General features: G+C 27.9%; 25 protein-coding genes. 17 read left to right on the forward strand and 8 right to left on the reverse strand.

The genetic code is table 11. The annotated features are described in order from the left end of the window. Positions 1–13: 13 nt before the first annotated feature. The gene (locus tag Q0958_RS11505) at positions 14–676 is read left to right on the forward strand and encodes an HAD family phosphatase (protein ID WP_299123186.1); all 663 of its coding nucleotides are present in this window, start codon (positions 14–16) and stop codon (positions 674–676) included. On the opposite strand, the gene Q0958_RS11510 is transcribed toward Q0958_RS11505, so the two are convergent. Beyond that, positions 673–1359 (reverse strand): SGNH/GDSL hydrolase family protein, encoded by a 687-nt coding sequence (locus Q0958_RS11510; protein WP_299123187.1) that lies wholly within the window; start codon positions 1357–1359, stop codon positions 673–675. The two genes, Q0958_RS11505 and Q0958_RS11510, sit on opposite strands and share 4 nt — an antisense overlap. Positions 1360–1455: 96 nt before the next feature. Then, a complete protein-coding gene (locus Q0958_RS11515) occupies positions 1456–2118 on the reverse strand; it encodes an NAD(P)H-dependent oxidoreductase (protein ID WP_299123188.1) in 663 nt (220 codons plus the stop codon). A 100-nt stretch (positions 2119–2218) separates the two neighbouring features. On the opposite strand from Q0958_RS11515, the gene Q0958_RS11520 reads away from it, so the two are divergent. After that, entirely contained in the window at positions 2219–2554 is a 336-nt protein-coding gene (locus tag Q0958_RS11520; RefSeq protein WP_150901253.1) for a helix-turn-helix domain-containing protein, read from the forward strand. Between the two features lie 60 nt (positions 2555–2614). Here the strand turns inward: Q0958_RS11520 and Q0958_RS11525 are convergent, their stop codons facing one another. Next, positions 2615–2794, reverse strand: coding sequence for a hypothetical protein (locus tag Q0958_RS11525; RefSeq protein WP_299123189.1), 180 nt, complete (start codon positions 2792–2794; stop codon positions 2615–2617). 331 nt (positions 2795–3125) lie between these two features. Here Q0958_RS11525 and Q0958_RS11530 point away from each other — a divergent pair, with 331 nt between their 5' ends. From Q0958_RS11530 to Q0958_RS11540, 3 genes are all read left to right on the forward strand, one after another. Then, positions 3126–3968, forward strand: a complete 843-nt coding sequence (locus Q0958_RS11530) for a hypothetical protein (RefSeq protein WP_299123191.1) — start codon at positions 3126–3128, stop codon at positions 3966–3968. Between the two features lie 6 nt (positions 3969–3974). Continuing rightward, a complete protein-coding gene (locus Q0958_RS11535) occupies positions 3975–4367 on the forward strand; it encodes a hypothetical protein (protein WP_299123193.1) in 393 nt (130 codons plus the stop codon). Positions 4368–4642: 275 nt separating this feature from the next. Next, on the forward strand, positions 4643–5188 hold the full coding sequence (locus Q0958_RS11540; RefSeq protein WP_299123195.1) for a hypothetical protein: 546 nt from the start codon (positions 4643–4645) through the stop codon (positions 5186–5188). Positions 5189–5192: 4 nt separating this feature from the next. Here the strand turns inward: Q0958_RS11540 and Q0958_RS11545 are convergent, their stop codons facing one another. After that, the gene (locus Q0958_RS11545) at positions 5193–5489 is read right to left on the reverse strand and encodes a hypothetical protein (protein ID WP_299123197.1); all 297 of its coding nucleotides are present in this window, start codon (positions 5487–5489) and stop codon (positions 5193–5195) included. A gap of 21 nt (positions 5490–5510) precedes the next feature. Then, positions 5511–6401, reverse strand: coding sequence for a carboxypeptidase-like regulatory domain-containing protein (locus tag Q0958_RS11550; protein ID WP_299123199.1), 891 nt, complete (start codon positions 6399–6401; stop codon positions 5511–5513). Positions 6402–6892: 491 nt separating this feature from the next. On the opposite strand from Q0958_RS11550, the gene Q0958_RS11555 reads away from it, so the two are divergent. From Q0958_RS11555 to Q0958_RS11610, 12 genes are all read left to right on the forward strand, one after another. Further along, complete coding sequence (locus Q0958_RS11555) at positions 6893–7342, forward strand: hypothetical protein (RefSeq protein WP_299123202.1); 450 nt, start codon at positions 6893–6895, stop codon at positions 7340–7342. A gap of 89 nt (positions 7343–7431) precedes the next feature. Then, a complete protein-coding gene (locus tag Q0958_RS11560; protein ID WP_299123204.1) occupies positions 7432–7860 on the forward strand; it encodes a hypothetical protein in 429 nt (142 codons plus the stop codon). A 49-nt stretch (positions 7861–7909) separates the two neighbouring features. Beyond that, positions 7910–8464, forward strand: coding sequence for a hypothetical protein (locus tag Q0958_RS11565; protein ID WP_299123207.1), 555 nt, complete (start codon positions 7910–7912; stop codon positions 8462–8464). An 86-nt stretch (positions 8465–8550) separates the two neighbouring features. Beyond that, complete coding sequence (locus tag Q0958_RS11570; protein WP_299123210.1) at positions 8551–9345, forward strand: glutathione S-transferase family protein; 795 nt, start codon at positions 8551–8553, stop codon at positions 9343–9345. A 6-nt stretch (positions 9346–9351) separates the two neighbouring features. Next, positions 9352–9606 (forward strand): hypothetical protein, encoded by a 255-nt coding sequence (locus tag Q0958_RS11575; RefSeq protein ID WP_299123212.1) that lies wholly within the window; start codon positions 9352–9354, stop codon positions 9604–9606. Positions 9607–9614: 8 nt separating this feature from the next. Further along, a complete protein-coding gene (locus Q0958_RS11580; protein WP_299123215.1) occupies positions 9615–10559 on the forward strand; it encodes a glutathione S-transferase in 945 nt (314 codons plus the stop codon). Between the two features lie 70 nt (positions 10560–10629). Next, the gene (locus Q0958_RS11585) at positions 10630–11010 is read left to right on the forward strand and encodes an AraC family transcriptional regulator (protein ID WP_150901248.1); all 381 of its coding nucleotides are present in this window, start codon (positions 10630–10632) and stop codon (positions 11008–11010) included. Positions 11011–11069: 59 nt separating this feature from the next. Then, a complete protein-coding gene (locus Q0958_RS11590; RefSeq protein WP_299123220.1) occupies positions 11070–11465 on the forward strand; it encodes a VOC family protein in 396 nt (131 codons plus the stop codon). Positions 11466–11480: 15 nt separating this feature from the next. Continuing rightward, positions 11481–12029, forward strand: coding sequence for a VOC family protein (locus Q0958_RS11595; RefSeq protein WP_299123223.1), 549 nt, complete (start codon positions 11481–11483; stop codon positions 12027–12029). Between the two features lie 160 nt (positions 12030–12189). Then, complete coding sequence (locus Q0958_RS11600) at positions 12190–12867, forward strand: hypothetical protein (protein ID WP_299123226.1); 678 nt, start codon at positions 12190–12192, stop codon at positions 12865–12867. A gap of 17 nt (positions 12868–12884) precedes the next feature. Next, the gene (locus tag Q0958_RS11605; RefSeq protein ID WP_299123229.1) at positions 12885–13616 is read left to right on the forward strand and encodes a DUF6348 family protein; all 732 of its coding nucleotides are present in this window, start codon (positions 12885–12887) and stop codon (positions 13614–13616) included. Next, positions 13617–13994: a hypothetical protein gene (locus Q0958_RS11610; RefSeq protein ID WP_299123232.1), complete on the forward strand. Its 378-nt coding sequence runs from the start codon at positions 13617–13619 to the stop codon at positions 13992–13994. Positions 13995–14005: 11 nt separating this feature from the next. Here the strand turns inward: Q0958_RS11610 and Q0958_RS11615 are convergent, their stop codons facing one another. The 3 genes from Q0958_RS11615 to Q0958_RS11625 all read right to left on the reverse strand — a co-directional run bounded on the left by Q0958_RS11615 (position 14006) and on the right by Q0958_RS11625 (position 16046). Continuing rightward, on the reverse strand, positions 14006–14593 hold the full coding sequence (locus Q0958_RS11615; RefSeq protein WP_299123235.1) for an SMI1/KNR4 family protein: 588 nt from the start codon (positions 14591–14593) through the stop codon (positions 14006–14008). A 65-nt stretch (positions 14594–14658) separates the two neighbouring features. Continuing rightward, positions 14659–15435: a hypothetical protein gene (locus Q0958_RS11620; RefSeq protein ID WP_299123238.1), complete on the reverse strand. Its 777-nt coding sequence runs from the start codon at positions 15433–15435 to the stop codon at positions 14659–14661. Positions 15436–15545: 110 nt separating this feature from the next. Further along, positions 15546–16046: a hypothetical protein gene (locus tag Q0958_RS11625; RefSeq protein ID WP_299123241.1), complete on the reverse strand. Its 501-nt coding sequence runs from the start codon at positions 16044–16046 to the stop codon at positions 15546–15548. Between the last annotated feature and the right edge of the window lie 16 nt (positions 16047–16062).

Raw genomic sequence — 16062 nt, forward strand, 5'->3', positions numbered from 1 at the left:
CAAACTAAAATTAATGGCTTTAAAAGCAGTATTATTTGATATGGACGGTGTTATTGTAGACACTGAGCCTTTACACAAACAAGCATATTTTTTAATGTTCGAAAAAGTAGGGATTGATGTTTCTCAGGAATTATACAATTCTTATACCGGACAATCTACTATTGAAATATGTAAGGATTTAGTTAATAAATTTAACTTATCGTTAGCAGCTACCGAATTGGTGGCTTATAAAAGAGCCTTTTTTAAAGAGCTCTTTTTTTCTGATGATAACGATTTACAATTATTAGATGGCGTTTTCGATTTAATTAAAGATTATTACGATAACAATGTTACTTTGGTTTTAGCTTCTTCGGCTTCTATGGTTACTATCAATAATGTTTTTGATAAATTTGGATTGAACCCATACTTTAAAGGTAAAATTAGTGGTGCCGATTTAAAGGCTTCGAAGCCGCATCCTGAAATTTTTATAAAAGCTGCTGAAATTGCTGGTTTTGCTAAGGAGGAGTGTATAGTTATAGAAGATTCTACCAATGGTATTAGAGCTGCTTACGATGGAGGAATTTTCTGTGTTGCTTATAAAAGCACTCATTCTAAAGGACAAGATTATAGTTTAGCTCAGAAAATAGTTACTAGTTTTTCTGAAATCAAATATGATTTGAGTAAAGAACTTGTTTAGTTTGCTTCTTTTATAATGTATTCTATCATTTTATGAAATGATGTAGAATCGCTAATCCATTGTGAATAGTCTTTATAGTTTAATTCTTTTAGGCTTTTCTCTGGATGTAACTTATGATATATTGTCAAAGCTGCTAGGAAACTTCCAGCTTTTGACGGATGAAAATTGTCAAGGCTATATAGTTTTGACAATTTTTTATTTGTATTGTAGGCTTTCCATACTTTTCCTACTGGAAATAGTAAGGCGTTATTTTTCTTTGCTGCAGTTTCATGGTTTTGGATTACTTTATCAAATGTATAGTAATATTGTACCGATGGCCATACCATAAAATATCCTAACTGTGCTTGGTGTTTACTTACTAAGGTTTTCATTTTTGCTCCATCTTCTTCTAACATTCTTTTACCTGCTGCTTGCGATGATGGTCCTTGTTGTATTAGTATATAATCGTATTGTTTCTTGTTAAGTTGTTTTTGCACGTTTCCATCGTGTAAATGATCTATAATTGCATAGTTTGGTAAACATATACTTGTGGTACTTATAGTTGTTCCATTTTGTTTACCTATGTATTCTAATATTTGCGGCATGTTATTAGAATAAGTTAAACTATTACCAACAAACATTATTCTTTGTGCGTTTACTGATACTTGTATTAATATAATGATGAGTAGGATTATTCTTTTCAAGACTAACTTTTTTCTAAATTGAACTTGTAACAAAGATAACTGAAAAGAGGTGAATGTGTTTTTCTCCTCTTTTCTGCTTTCTTTTAATCGAATTTATTATTTCCAAGTTACTATGTTTTCTAGTGTTCTTCTTGACTTTTCTCTTGGTTCATCTTTTCTATATCCAAATGCTACCATGTATGAAAGTCCATATTTTTCTGTATCTATTCCAAACTTTTCTTTTAATACTTCTTCTGTTTTTTCTTGATGGAATCCTTCTATGGGGCAGCTATCTATTCCTATTAATGCTGCTGAGGTCATCATGTTTGCTAGTGGAATATAGGTTTGTTTTGATGCCCAATCGAATAAATGTCTGTCAGTATCTAAGTTAAAGTCTCTTTCTTGGAACTCTCTGTAAAGCTTTGTGTAGGTTTCCATTACATCTTCTGGAAACTGTTTTACATCTTTCATCATATGTGTTATGTATTCGCTGTTCCATTTGGTCATTGGCGATTTCATGGTTAATCCTAATACATAATGACTTGCTGTATCTAATTTTAAAGGTGCTCCCCAAGCTACTGGTTTTAGTAATTCTCTTAATTCTTTGTCTTGCACTACTACAAAATGCCATGGTTCAAACCCAAATGAGCTTGGTGATAGCTGTGCTGTTTTTAAGATGAAATTAAAATCTTCTTCTGTTATTTTTTTTGTGCTATCGAATTCTTTACATGCATGTCTGTTATTAAACGCATTGATAATGTTTTCTTTAGTGATATTCATTTGTGTATTTTTTATACTATAATTATTATAGTAGCAAAATTAAGTATAGTTGTTTATCTTTGCAATAACGGTCAAAAAGGATAGTTTAAATTTTTTGTTTATGCATACGTTTAATGGTACTAAATACCCATGCTGTACTAGCTTAACCATGGGATTGATAGGAGGGAAGTGGAAAACGGTAATTTTATATTACTTAAAAGATAAAACCCTACGTTATAATGAGCTTCGTAAAGAAATGCCTACGGTTACCGAGCGTACTTTGAGTTTGCAATTAAAGAAATTGGAAGAGGATGGTATTATTAAAAGAAAAGTATATGTTTCTAAGCCTCCTTTAAAAGTTGAGTATTCTTTGACTGATTTTGGTAAAACCTTGATTCCTGTAATTGAAGCCATTGCCGATTGGGGTGACTATGTGGTGAATTCTTACCAAAAGTAAATTCTTTCCCTAAAAGATGATGAAATAAAAAAACGAACCGAAGTTCGTTTGTGTGATTCATTATAATATTTGACAATAACCTAACCAACAGCTAAATCCTTCATAGGCAAATATTGGATGGTTAGCCCATCTTCTTTTGCAATCTAAAGCAGTGTTACAAGTTCCCCATCTTCCTCCATGGACTTGTTTTTGTTCTTTTTTACTTAATTCTGTTCCTAAGTTAGAAATGTTTTTTAACATGATGTAGTTTTTTAAGTTTCTCAAAACTAGTGCTTTTGGTTTTTGAATCATGATAAAAAACCTTACTTATAGTAAGGTAAATCCTTACTTTTTAAAGTTTTATATGTTTTGGAGAATTATATTATTGATGTGTGGGAGAAGTCTATTATCAGTTATATAGTATGCATAGATGTCTTATCTGAATATTCTTCTTTCCAGTAATGTAAATCATTTAAAGGACTTTGCTTTTTATTACAAATGAAATGTTAATTACTTGAAAATACCTAATCATAGGGAGTGTATAAAATCTAGTAAATAAGATATTTAACAAAGTTTAACTAACAACTATAAAATGAATAAAAAACTAAAAAAAATCGGTATTGTTTTATTGTTAGCATTAGTTTCAATAAGCTGTGTTAATTTAAAACATGTAAATGAATTTTCATCTTCTTCGGCAAAAAGTCTTAAGTCTATAGAGAAACTAGATTATAGTTTTGAAAAAGGATGTCTGATTAATTGTAGAGATGAAAAAATTAATAACTTAAAAGTTAATGGAAAAAAATGTGATTGTGAAAATGAGAAAGCTGCTGATAGTATAACGTTAAAAATTTATAATTCTCTCTATGGGTATTTTAATGGTTTAGCAAAACTTTCTAATGACGAAATAACAGCATATAAAACAGAGGAATTAGAAACAGCTTTAATTGAAGGAGATTTTGGTCCAATGACTATTGAAGAAAAACATGTAAAATCTTATTCTAAAATATCAAAAGTTTTAATTGAAGCATTTACTAATAATTATAGAAGAAAAAAGATTAGAGAATATATAAAACAAGCGAATAGCTCAATAAAAGAATTGATTTCTTTGTTAGAATTAAATATATCAATTAATCTGAAAGGTACACTAAATAATAAAAAGCAAAATATTTTACGTGAGACACAAGAATTATTAAATGACAATTCTCTTTCAACAAATGAGAAAAGAAAAATAACGAGAGACTATTATTTAGAAATTTCAAATATAGAAAATCAACAAAAAAAACTTGATACTTATGGTAAAGCTTTAATGAAAATATCTGAGGGGCATGATAAACTTCATAAAAGTGTAGGTACTTTGAAAGCAAAAGAATTAAAACTACTTCTTTTTCAATATGCAAGTGAAATAAAAATGATAATTAATGAATTAAAAAAATAAAAAAGAATGTCAAAATTAACATCAAAACAAGTAAGTGCCTTAGCTCATGATTTTTTATCATTTACTCAATCGATAGGGAATTATATTATAGAGAATACCGAAAGCTTAAGTAAGAGTCAGCAAAAGAAACTTTGGGAATTACATAAAAGAACTAATGCTATTTCGTATGATTTGTATATAAAATCTGCAAAAATAGTAATGGAAGATGCAAGTGAATCTTTAGAAGAAATAAGACAAATAACAAGAAAAATAGAAGAATCATATGAGTCATTAGAAAATGTTCAAAAAGTAATAAATATAGCAACAGGAGTTGTTGTTTTAGGGGCATCAATTTTTAGTTTAAGTCCGCAAGCAATTATAGATTCTATAGCAAATTTAAAAGAAGCGATAGAAGAATAAAATAGGTTAATAATGCTTGTGAAATCTAACGAAAAGAAAGTGATTGTAAATTTTCTTTTTGTTAGATTTTTAATTTAAAGAAAAACGATTTTATTTAGAGGTACTTATAAAACTCTTTACTTCTTAAAAGATAAGAATACCACTATTCTTTTTATATTTACCAAAAAAGCTATGAAATATCTAAACTCTTACTAATCCTGATAATAATTTTTACAGCACAAGTAATGTGTTTTTATATTTATGTTAGTTAAAATTCACTTTAAATTATTAATTAAATGAGTATTGTAAAGTTGACAAAGTATATTGTAATAATGATTATAGCTGCTTTTTTAACCTTCTTTTTTCATGAGATGAGTCACTGGATATCTTATGAATTACTTGGTTATAAAGCTGGTTTTACTCTTAATGGAGCTTCTCTTAAAGATTCATCTATTAAATTAACTAAAATGAATCGAATAATTACTAGTGGGGCAGGGCCCTTATTTACCATTGTTCAGGGAGTTGTATTTTATTATATCTTAAAAAAGTATAAGAATATAATGTTATATCCTTTCCTCTTTTTACCATTTGTGATGAGGCTTGGTGCTACTTGGGCTAATCAATTTCAACCAAACGATGAAGGAAGAATTAGTCTTGATTTAGGACTTAATTTATATGCTATTTCTATTATTGTTGTAGGTTTTCTTTTCTTTTTAGTAGTAAGAATTTCTAAGAAAAATAAGTTTTCCATAGTAGTAAATATTATTACATTTTTGGTGTCAATAATATTACTATTTGCTATAGCTTTTTTAGATTCTAAATATAAGTTTAGATTTATTTAGAAAGTTAAAATCTACAAGCTATCGTTTGCATAGATGTTTCATTTGAATATTCTTCTTTCCAATAGTGTGGGGCATTTACATGCCTATATTTTAAACCGTTTATGGTATATTTTTTTATAAAAGGTTTTTTCATAATGATTAAAACTGAATTCTGTTTTGGCCAGCCTTTACTAATTTCTGCAACTTCATTACCAGTTTTAATTTCTGCTTTTAATAGTGTTACTATGGAAGGACTTATTTCATATTTTAAGATAGTTTCCATAGAAGGGGTTTGATTTGTTTCAAAGTCTCTATTTTTCATAATAGTTTTTTGGTAAGCTATTTAATTGGTTAAAGTTAATTCTATTGCTAATAAATTGTATTTATTATTATACCTTTTACTTGAAGATTTATTTTTCCATACTTTTTTCCATTGCCCTCGTGAAAATCGCCAACTGTTTTCTGCTGTTTCTGAAGGCACTGTTCCTATATTTGGTGAATAGGAAATTGCTATGTGTTTTTTATTTGAACCTTTACGTTTATATTTATATTCATATTTATTTGTATCTATAATTAGCCATTCAATGGCAACAAAGAATCCTTTTTCTGGAAATTGAATGTTTAAATCAGAAATATCTACTTCGGTAATTCTTTTTCCTTTTTTTGCTACACCTATAATATTGCTATCATGTATATATCCTTCTGGTTCTCCCTTTTCATTGACTCCGTAAAGTCTAATGTTAAATTTAGCATTTTTTACTTCGCTATTGGTTAGTATTCTAATTTTATCTAAAAATGCTGTATCGTTATAGTTTTCTTTATAAGGGAAATATCGTGCTGAAACCCAAGGTGTTTTGCCACATGAGAAATAAAAATTAATTTTTGATTTTCTAAATTTCCCTATGATTTGTTTCTTGTTTTTCTTTTTGGTAGTAATAGCAATTTCATCTAATTGTATTAGTTGAGGTATAAGTGTTATACTTTTTTTAATCGTATTTGAATGGATTTTTTTTGTTTCATATCCTATAGCTGATATGACAATTGTTTTTGGTGAATTGATGTTTAGCTCAAATTCCCCTTTTTCATTAGATGATGTTCCTATGTTTTCGTTTTCTATCCAGATATTTACAAAGGGAATTCCTTCTTTGGTTTCACTATCTATTATAGTTGATTTTAATTGACTAAAGCTTATACTAGAAATAAATAAGAGTATGGTGCTTGTTAGTTTTTTCATAGTGTGATTTTTTGTGTGAGAAAGTTAAAAAGAATTTATGTTAATGATATTTTAGTAGAAGTTAAACTCTGTTAAAGTTACTAGTATCAAATATTTATTAGATGTTTGTCTCTCTTGTTGCTTTTAGAGAGTTTCATTTATTATTCTATAACTAACTATTTATTTGAAATGAAACTAGGTGTTTTTATGTGTGGCAATTTTCTAAAGCAGATTGCTAGAATTCTACTTTAGGACGGTAGTTTTCTAAATTGGATTGCTAGTTTTGTTAAAAAGGTTGTTAAAATACTCGAACCGATTGTTAAAATATATAATGTGATTAGCAGTTTTCTACTTTAGGACGCTAGTTTTATAAATTAGGGTGGTAGAATATATAATGTGATTGGCAGTTTTATACTTTAGGATGCTAGTTTTATAAAAAGATTGTTAAATATATAATTAGGATTAGTAGTTTTATGAACTAAAAATACAAAGGGAAATTTTTAATTGATTAGATGGAAAATATTGTTGTACATGGAAGAGACACTTCTTTAAACTTAATTTTTGTAGACGCATTTCATCCATCAGAATTAAATATTAAAGCTGATCATTGGTATTATAGATATAAGCTTGCTTTATTAGATAGTTCTTATGAATTTGATGGTTGGTTTACTGGAAAATTTTGGCATCTAGAAAAAGAAGAAATAATTGTTTTTGAAGAGTATATAAATGAAAACTTTAATGCTGAAATTATTAAAGAGGATAAAGATGTTGAGTTAAGACTATTTCTAGTTGATTTAAAAAGAAATGCTGTGGCAAAATTTTCTCGATTAAGTGAAGGAAGATTTGAAGTAATAGAATTGACAGAAAATAAATTAATAATTTATCTTAAGAAGAAGTATGATAGAATTGGGGAGTTTGAAGTTAGTCTAGACTCTTTAAAGTTTGTAGAAATAAATAATTAAATAACAATATCCTTTTTATATTTACCATACTAAAACCTTAAGTTTATAATATTACTTCCTATTATATCTGAGTTAATTAATTGCAACGCATGAAAAAAATAGTATCAATTGTATTGATTGTATTGATTGCTTTCTATATTTATAAATTAGAAGAATCAAATACAGAGCTTTTAAAGATGAATAGAGATTTAACTTTTGAAAAACTTCAAAATGTTATTGATTCATCTCATAAATTTATTTATAAGAATGGAAATCAGAAGATTGAAATGAAAATAAAAAATGGAAAAGATTTTTTGATTTATGATACTCCTACAAAAGTAGAGTTTATAACTACAAATGTAGCTCCTAGAGATGTTATGATTTATGGAACAGGAATAAGAATAATTAAAATTGATGATAATACGTTTGAAACGGAAGTAAATGTTCCTAAAAAATATGTAGAATCTGATGTTTTAAATGTAACAATTACCATAGATAAAAATAATAAGTTTCAGTTTAAGGTTCCTGTAAAAAATTAATTATAATCCTTTTATTATTTTTACATTTAAGACTTCAAGGTATTAAAGAATGAATGTTCATAGTAACACTGATAATGAAATAAAACTGATAAAAGAATTGTTTTCTTCTTATCCTTTACAATCATTTTCTAAAAATGAAATTATTATTGAGACTTACTCAATATATAAGTCTGTTTTACTAATAGAAAAAGGTGCTATTCGGACTTTTTATTACGATTCTAAGGGTGATGATATAGCGCATTGGTTTTCATTTGAAAACGATATTGTAACAGTTCTTTCTAGTGCGTTAAATCAATCTGTAAGTCCATATGGTTTACAAGCTTTAGAAGATGCTACTAGTGTTAGAGTAATTCAGTTTGATGATTTTATTAAACTTAAAGAAGCTTCTAGTGAAGTAACAGTAATTATAGAAAAATTGATTATTTCTACCCTTATTAAAGTCGCAAATCGTTTGGTGGATATTCAAACTAAAACTGCTAAAGAACGGTATGAGAATCTCCTAAATGAACACCCAGCTATTTTTCAGCGTGTTAATTTGAATCACATTGCTACTTATCTTGGAATGAAAAGACAAAGCCTTAGCCGAATTAGAGCAGCTAAATAATTTTTTTCATTATATGTGATTGTCACATAGGTTAACTTTTTCAAAAAGAGTTTGCTCTAGTTTTGCACTATTCAAACAGTTTAATAATGGCATTCGATATTTTGAAAAATAAAAAGATGGAAGAAATTAAAGGATTACATTTATTTCATCATCCTGCTTCAAATAATGCTTTAAGAGTAAGACTTTTATTAGAAGAAAAACAGATTCCTTGGCAAAGTCATATTGTTCACTTAAATAAATTTGAACAATTTTCTCCTGAGTTTTTAAGGTTAAATCCTCAAGGAAGTGTGCCTACTTTATTACATAATGGAACTCCCATTAATGGGAGTGAAAATATATTGAAATATTTAGAAGCCGTATTTTCTAAAAATAGTTTTACTCCTTTTCCTACTAAAGAAACTGAAATGTGGGAATGGGTACAAGCATCAACACGAACTCATATTAGTTCTATTGTATATTATTTATATGCTCAAGGGTTTGGAAGACCTGCTAGAAAAGATAAACTTCATTTTTATAAAGAGTGTAATTATGAAAAGTATCGATTTTTAGTTGATAAAGGATATCATATGAGTCTTGAAGAAAAAGAAGAAGCTTTAATTATAAATGAATTACAGATGCAACGACTTGAAGACTCTTTAGAAGGACAAGATTATATTTTAGGAGATAAAATATCTGTAGCAGATATTGCTTGGGCACCCAATGTAATGTTTTTGCAATATCTAAACTTTGATTTTTCTAAATACCCTAAGGTTGTTAATTGGGTAGAAAAGATTAGACGGAGACCTTCATATAATACTAAAAGTGATATGCCTAAATATATGACACCAATAGTAAAGTTTTACTTTAAGATGTTATTAATGAAAAAATCATATTTAAAATAATTACGTATGAAAAGAATATATAAAGTTTTGTCGAAAAACAATCCAAAACAAACTTTAGGAATTGGTTTGTTAGAAGATGAAACTACAACTAATTATTTACTTAAAAAGAATGGGGAAATTCAACAGTATCTAAAGTCTGAAGTAGAACTTGAAGATATTTATGAAAAGGGGAGTGGTGAATATGAACTGGATATAGTAAATGAACAAAACCAACCTATAAAATTGAAATTATCAAAACATTGTTTTGGTGGTTGTGGTTAAATTAACAAATGGAAAAAATAATTTTACATAGAAACTATGGCTCTCCTTATTGCCAGAAAATAATAGCCATGCTTGGTTATTGTAAATTAGATTGGTTTTCTGAACTTACTAGTAAAGGTATGCCAAGACCTACTCAAGAGATATTGGCGGGAAATTATTCAAGAAGAGTTCCTATTTTGCAAATTGGCTCTGATATTTATTGTGATACTAAAGAGATTTGTCATCAAATAGCTGAAATTTCTGGAAATAAAGTATTGAGTTATTATCATTTAACAGAAGAGCAACAAGTGTTTTCTGATCAATTAGAGTTTGAGTTTGGAAAAGCTGTTATGGGTTTGCTAAATCCTATTGAAATAATTACTAGTTACTTTAAGCACATTCCTATAAAGGACGCTTACGAGTTTATTGTAGATAGACTTCAAGTTAAAAAAAGAACTAAGGGTAAAAATCCATTAGAAGAGAAATCGAAAGATGAGTGGAAAAGTATTTTAATTTATTACTTGAAAATGATTGATGGGATTCTTGAAAATCATCAGTTCTTATCTGAAAACTCAGTTCCTAGTTATGTTGACCTTACTGCATATACTCATGTTTGGTATTCCTATAGATTGAATCACCTAAAGTATGCTAAAGGTCTACCTAATATTAAAAAGTGGTTAAAAAGAATGGACAGTTTTGATATTGGTAACTATAAGGAGTTAGCTAAAAATGAAGTTATTAATATTGCTTTAGCTTCTGAACCTAAATTAATAGACTCTTCCTTTTTAAACGCTACTAAATTAAATGAAGAAACTTCTGTTGTAGTTAATGATGAATTAGCTTTTATAATGAATCCTGTTAATGGAGTTTTAGTTGGTAAAGATTCTAAAAAAACAATTCTTGAAAGAAGACATTCAAAAATTGGTAAAGTTCACATTCATGTTCCTTTGAATTGCCACGGTGCTTGTGGATAAGAAATTATTATTAAATAATATTCATATTTTTAAATCTTGTTATATTTATATATCGACATTAGAAAGATAAATGAGTTTTTATAAAAAAGAGATATTACGAATTAAAGCTGATTGTTATGCGAATCAATGGCAAATTGATACTGTTATTGGTTTGAGGAATTATATAAATAACAACTTTAAAGAAAATTTAAATCTTGATCTCTTTTCTCGTATTCGATTTGTTTCTAAATATCACCTTTTGCGTTTGTTTAAAAGATACTATGGACAAACTCCTAATCAATATTTGATTGATAGGAGGATTGAAATGTCTAAAGAATACATAAACAACGGTTTGTCGGTGTCTGATACTTGTTTTGAAGTTGGATTTGAAAGTCTAAGTTCTTTTAGTAATTTATTTAAAAGAAAAACGGGGTTTTCTCCTAGTGCCTATCGAAAGCGCAATTTTCGATAAATTTCTTTGGCTTATAATTCGAAACTTTGCAGTATCAAATCATTTTAAAATTATAGAAGATGAAAATTAGAATTGTAAGTGTGCCTGTTCATGACCAAGAGAAAGCTCTTGTGTTTTATACTGAAAAACTAAATTTTGTTAAGAAAATTGATGTTCCAGTTGGTGGTGGTAATCGATGGTTAACATTAGTTTCTGGTGAGGAGCAAGATGGTCCTGAGTTGTTATTGGAGCCTGCTCCTAAAGATTTTGAACCTGCTAAAGTTTATCAGAAAGCTCTTTTTGATGCTGGTATTCCTTATACGCAGTTTAATGTTGAGGATGTTGAAAAAGAATACAAGAGATTGGTTGATCTTGGTGTGGTTTTTAGTGTAAAGCCTACTGAAATGGGAACTGCGAAACTAGCTGTTTTTAATGATACCTGTGGTAATCATATTCAGATTGTTGAAATCTTATAAGTTGTATTATTAGGTATGAGAAAACTTATTGTATTTGTAATTCTTGGAGTTATTACTGTTTGCTGTAAAAACTTCAAGGCAGAAGGAAACTTAAACAAAGAATTAAATCATTTAAAACAAGAAAGGGATAGTATGTTAGCTTTATTAAATCAAAACAAATCGAATGCTGAAAATGGAATTGCAAGTTTTTTGACTTTTCAAGATGGTAATGCAGAAGAAGCTATGAATTTTTATGTAGACTTATTTGAAAACTCAAAAATTGTTGATATTCAACATAATCAAAAAAATGAACCTGGTGCAGGTAAGGTAAAAGTAGGTCGATTTATATTGAACGGAAGCCTTTTCATGTGTAGTGATAGTTATATTAAACACGATTGGACTTTTACTCCGGGTGTTTCGTTATTTGTAGATCTTAAGTCTGAAGAAAGTATTGCTAGTACTTTTGAAAAACTCTCTGAAGGTGGCAAGGTTATGATGCCTTTAGATAACTATGGATTTAGTAAAAAGTTTGCTTTTGTTGAAGATCGCTTTGGTGTTTCTTGGCAATTGAACCTAGCTGAATAAGTTTGTTTTATTTTTATAAAAGTATCGACATCCTATATCTGCCAAAAATAAAAGGTAACGTAGGGTGTTTTTTGTTTATAAGAGAATAATTATATGTTTATTTTTACGGTCAACGTTTTACGTTGTTATATGTAAATAATTTATATAAAGATAAAATTGAATGAAAAAGAATATTGCATTAATCTTGATTCTGGCTATGATTTCCAGTTGTAAATCTCAAGAAGATTTAAAGAATTTTTATTATCCATTTTCTAGTCAACATGAAACTAAGGTATATAAATATGTTGATAAAAATGATTCTACAAAAATTGAGTATTGGAAAGTAACGTCCATTCCTGAAACTAAGGAATTAAAAACAGTTTCTTATGATTCTAATTTCAATATCTATAATAAATTTAATGAAGTTATAACTGAAAAAGGAGCAGAGTTGACTTCTTATATCGATTTTGAAATGGATAGAGATGGGAATAGAAAAGAAATTAAAGCTAAAATAATTGATAAAGATGTTTATAAATGGAATGGAGAGAAAGTGTATACTTATTCAGTTAAGTATGTAAATAAATATGGTCGTTTTGAATTTGAAAAGAAAAGAGCAGAAATAGGAATTGAGACTATTACTGTAAGAGGAAAAGAATATAAAGCTGTTAAATTTAGAGATGATTATATAATTAAAGCACTTGATCATAAGGTTGAGCAAATATTTTATCAATATGCATACTATGTGAAAAATATTGGAATGATAAAGTATAAAAGAAAAATACCTATTCAACACGAAGTAATTGAATTAGAATTGGTAGAGATTATGACTGAAAAGGAGTTTGAAAAGTTAAAAGCTTAATATAGATTTTAAACAGCATGGGAATATTTAATTTTTTAAAGTCTAAAAAGAAAGAAGAACCAATAGATATAAATTCCTATTTACTTCTTAAACTGAAAGAAAGAATTGAAGTGGGAGGACATACTGTAGTGTTTTCAACTGAATATGCAGGCTTAATTGTCAACTCGGAAATAGAGATTGCTACGGCTGTTATACCTGGCGATTTCCATTCTTCAATTTTACCTTTGTTAACTGTTACTATTCATAAGGATTATTTTCCTGAAGGGATTCAATCTAGTTTAATGGGGGCTGGTATTACTGCTGAAGAAAAAGTAGAATCTGCTATAGATAATTATATTAGTACAACTTATTCAACGATTATTGATAGTTTTAATGATACGCATTCTGAGGAGTTTGATTTTACATCAATTCTTAATCATCGAGAAGTTTTATGGCACCCCAAAATGAGTAACGAATTTTTTCAAGGGAATTGGAATGAAACTGAAGACCAAACAAGTTTATATTCTATTATAGAAAATGAGGTTAAGAATAATCTTTTGGATAATAAGTTTAATTGGTTGAAATTGTATATATCAAGACAACCTAATGGAGAAATCTCAGGAGAATGTCTTTTAAATAATGATGTTTGGGAAAAAGGTTATTATTTGCTTGAAGCTTATGCAAAGACTTGGAAAAATGATTGTGAGTTCTTAGGTCAGAAGCAATTTATAATGTTTAGAAGATGTGATTTATATGATAAAAATATTTAAATGGAAAGAGTTAAAAAATTAGCAGAAGACACAAGACAACAGTTAAAACTTAAATATGATTCTAAATCAATTAAATTTTTAGAAGGTTTTATTGAAAGAGTAAAAAAGAATTTTGGAAAAGAAGAAAGAGAAGGACTAATCACATCATGTGGAGCTTTTCTTGGAGAAACTATAATTAAAAATTATGGAGGAGAATGGGGAAAGGATTCTAACGGAGTAACATGTGTAAAGTTTGATAATAAAAATGTAGCTTATCCTTTTGCTAAAGTTGAAAAACAATTTGAAAACGGATTAGAAGATTCTGTTTATTCCTTTTTTTCTGTAATTCCATCCGTTTTTGAAATTAAAAAAAAGAAATGGTGGCGATTTAGTTGGTAATAAATCTTTATTTAAAATAATATTTTTAATTCTTTATCTAGCCAAGCTTCGTACCAATCTAGGAATTGAATTCGTTCATTGTTATCAGAATAGGTTTCAGGAAAAATTCCTTGATCGTTACATCTATCATCAACCCATAAATTTCCATGTTCTGCTCCGTTAACGACTAAATTTATAGAAACACCACAACCAAAATTTGAGATTCGTAAAAGTCCGTTTATCCATTTATTTTCAAAATATTCTTCTTCGTTTTCCGCTGTTATTTCGATGAAATTCCAAGGGGTAGTATGTAGAAAAGGTTGGGCAAGGTCGATTAAGTCATCTTTTCTTTTATATTCTAAGTCAGAAAATCTTCCATTTTCTAAAGGTTCAAGTCCATAGTAAGGTCCTGCACCACCATTTCCAATATTTTTTAAGAAGCTTCTATATTCTTTTGGTAGTGTTATTGAATATTCTTTTTCATAAGCAATTAACTCTTGCTCTGTTTTTCTTTTATTGAGTTTGTATTTATGATTTTCAGAACCAAAAACTTTGTAGTTCTTATCTAATTTCTTTAGTAAGCTAAGTTTTTCTTTTATTCTTTCAATTTTTTCAATCATTTAGAAGTGTACTTGTACTTAGTGAAAGTGTTATTTTAAAATGTATATAAAATATTCTTTGTTATTCAATTAAACTGTTCTGGGTTTACAGAACCTTTAAACGGTTTTGAATATATTATTTTATTATTAGTTTTGATTTTGAGCCTGATTTCTGTTTTGAAAGAGCCTTGATAATGCGCTTTTTTTATAACAAGTATATCATTTTTTCCTAAATGATAGTCTCCATAACTATTACCACAAAAAGAGTAAAGCCACTTTTCTATTGGTTTCCAATTTCCTTGTTTGTTTTTTGCTTCTTGTATTAAAATTATTGCACCATCTTGATGCTCAATTTTAATTGTGTCTTTAGACTTATTTCTTATGAAGATAGGGTATGCTTTAACATATTTTCTAGGTCTATTTTTCCATACATCCAATATTGAATCACTTTTGTGTTTATCGATTTCAGAATCATTTTTATTAAGAAAAACAAGAGAAGGGGGAAAAGAAAATTGTTCTATGTCAATACTCAAATTTTGTGTTATGTCTGGTATGATTTCAATTTCTGTATGTTTGTTATTAGCCTTTTTAAGGCTTCTAAATTCATAGCTAGGGTTTATGTTTTTTTTAGCAATACGGATTGAATCTTCTTTTGTGCCAATAAATATTAATCGGTTATAAGGAAGAGAGGTGTTTTTACTATCAAAATACTTTTTAGCAATAGGTAATGAATCAATAATGATTGGGTTTTTCCATTTTTTTGATATTTGTTTCTTTTTCTTATTACACGATAGTAAAGTAGCTGAAAGTACTATTAATAAAGATGTCTTTATTAAATACTTATTATAAGGATATAATTTCATAGTTATCGAAAGGTACTAGAAATATGGTAAAGTATCAAATAAAGTTATTTGTCAACTAGGTTTAGATTCAGTAACCGTAACGTTATAAAAGTTTTATACTGAAGATGTTTTTAACCTATCCAATGATCTATAACTTTTTTTTGAACCCATTTTTTATCTTTTAATTCATAAAGTTTAATTAGACCACCACCGCAAAGGGGACCACAAATTTGTTCAAAATGGATAATAGCCAAGTTATAAGTTTCGTTAAATATAGGCTTAGAAATAGAGGAGAAGCCTCTTTTACAATTGTTTTTCTCAAGCCAATCTAAATAAGCAAACTCATTAATTTCAAATGATTTATTAAATTCAATATAATCATTGTTTGTAATGATGTTTTTTTGAGGTGCTATTTCTTTGGTTATTTTGAAGTTATTCAATAAGTCAATTTGAAAATTAAGAAAAGTTGTGTCTTTAATTTTTAGATGCTCTTGTAGATATGTTTTGTATTCATTATCAATTAAGTCCAAGCTCCATGTAGATTGTTCCATTAATGAATTTACTGAAAGAAAACTTTTATCTTTTAATGAACTTTCCTTTTGAAGTAATTGAGTTATAAACTCTAGTGACATTTTTTTATCAAAATTT

The sequence above is a fragment of the uncultured Tenacibaculum sp. genome (assembly GCF_947499065.1).
Lineage (GTDB): Bacteria > Bacteroidota > Bacteroidia > Flavobacteriales > Flavobacteriaceae > Polaribacter.

Excerpts from the sequence above, each read along its gene's own strand:
- Q0958_RS11505 (WP_299123186.1), top strand. The coding sequence starts at position 14 with ATGGCTTTAAAAGCAGTATTATTTGATATGGACGGTGTTATTGTAGAC.
- Q0958_RS11515 (WP_299123188.1), bottom strand. The coding sequence starts at position 2,118 with ATGAATATCACTAAAGAAAACATTATCAATGCGTTTAATAACAGACAT.
- Q0958_RS11520 (WP_150901253.1), top strand. The coding sequence starts at position 2,219 with ATGCATACGTTTAATGGTACTAAATACCCATGCTGTACTAGCTTAACC.
- Q0958_RS11525 (WP_299123189.1), bottom strand. The coding sequence starts at position 2,794 with ATGTTAAAAAACATTTCTAACTTAGGAACAGAATTAAGTAAAAAAGAA.
- Q0958_RS11530 (WP_299123191.1), top strand. The coding sequence starts at position 3,126 with ATGAATAAAAAACTAAAAAAAATCGGTATTGTTTTATTGTTAGCATTA.
- Q0958_RS11535 (WP_299123193.1), top strand. The coding sequence starts at position 3,975 with ATGTCAAAATTAACATCAAAACAAGTAAGTGCCTTAGCTCATGATTTT.
- Q0958_RS11540 (WP_299123195.1), top strand. The coding sequence starts at position 4,643 with ATGAGTATTGTAAAGTTGACAAAGTATATTGTAATAATGATTATAGCT.
- Q0958_RS11545 (WP_299123197.1), bottom strand. The coding sequence starts at position 5,489 with ATGAAAAATAGAGACTTTGAAACAAATCAAACCCCTTCTATGGAAACT.
- Q0958_RS11550 (WP_299123199.1), bottom strand. The coding sequence starts at position 6,401 with ATGAAAAAACTAACAAGCACCATACTCTTATTTATTTCTAGTATAAGC.
- Q0958_RS11555 (WP_299123202.1), top strand. The coding sequence starts at position 6,893 with ATGGAAAATATTGTTGTACATGGAAGAGACACTTCTTTAAACTTAATT.
- Q0958_RS11560 (WP_299123204.1), top strand. The coding sequence starts at position 7,432 with ATGAAAAAAATAGTATCAATTGTATTGATTGTATTGATTGCTTTCTAT.
- Q0958_RS11565 (WP_299123207.1), top strand. The coding sequence starts at position 7,910 with ATGAATGTTCATAGTAACACTGATAATGAAATAAAACTGATAAAAGAA.
- Q0958_RS11570 (WP_299123210.1), top strand. The coding sequence starts at position 8,551 with ATGGCATTCGATATTTTGAAAAATAAAAAGATGGAAGAAATTAAAGGA.
- Q0958_RS11575 (WP_299123212.1), top strand. The coding sequence starts at position 9,352 with ATGAAAAGAATATATAAAGTTTTGTCGAAAAACAATCCAAAACAAACT.
- Q0958_RS11580 (WP_299123215.1), top strand. The coding sequence starts at position 9,615 with ATGGAAAAAATAATTTTACATAGAAACTATGGCTCTCCTTATTGCCAG.
- Q0958_RS11585 (WP_150901248.1), top strand. The coding sequence starts at position 10,630 with ATGAGTTTTTATAAAAAAGAGATATTACGAATTAAAGCTGATTGTTAT.
- Q0958_RS11590 (WP_299123220.1), top strand. The coding sequence starts at position 11,070 with ATGAAAATTAGAATTGTAAGTGTGCCTGTTCATGACCAAGAGAAAGCT.
- Q0958_RS11595 (WP_299123223.1), top strand. The coding sequence starts at position 11,481 with ATGAGAAAACTTATTGTATTTGTAATTCTTGGAGTTATTACTGTTTGC.
- Q0958_RS11600 (WP_299123226.1), top strand. The coding sequence starts at position 12,190 with ATGAAAAAGAATATTGCATTAATCTTGATTCTGGCTATGATTTCCAGT.
- Q0958_RS11605 (WP_299123229.1), top strand. The coding sequence starts at position 12,885 with ATGGGAATATTTAATTTTTTAAAGTCTAAAAAGAAAGAAGAACCAATA.
- Q0958_RS11610 (WP_299123232.1), top strand. The coding sequence starts at position 13,617 with ATGGAAAGAGTTAAAAAATTAGCAGAAGACACAAGACAACAGTTAAAA.
- Q0958_RS11615 (WP_299123235.1), bottom strand. The coding sequence starts at position 14,593 with ATGATTGAAAAAATTGAAAGAATAAAAGAAAAACTTAGCTTACTAAAG.
- Q0958_RS11620 (WP_299123238.1), bottom strand. The coding sequence starts at position 15,435 with ATGAAATTATATCCTTATAATAAGTATTTAATAAAGACATCTTTATTA.
- Q0958_RS11625 (WP_299123241.1), bottom strand. The coding sequence starts at position 16,046 with ATGTCACTAGAGTTTATAACTCAATTACTTCAAAAGGAAAGTTCATTA.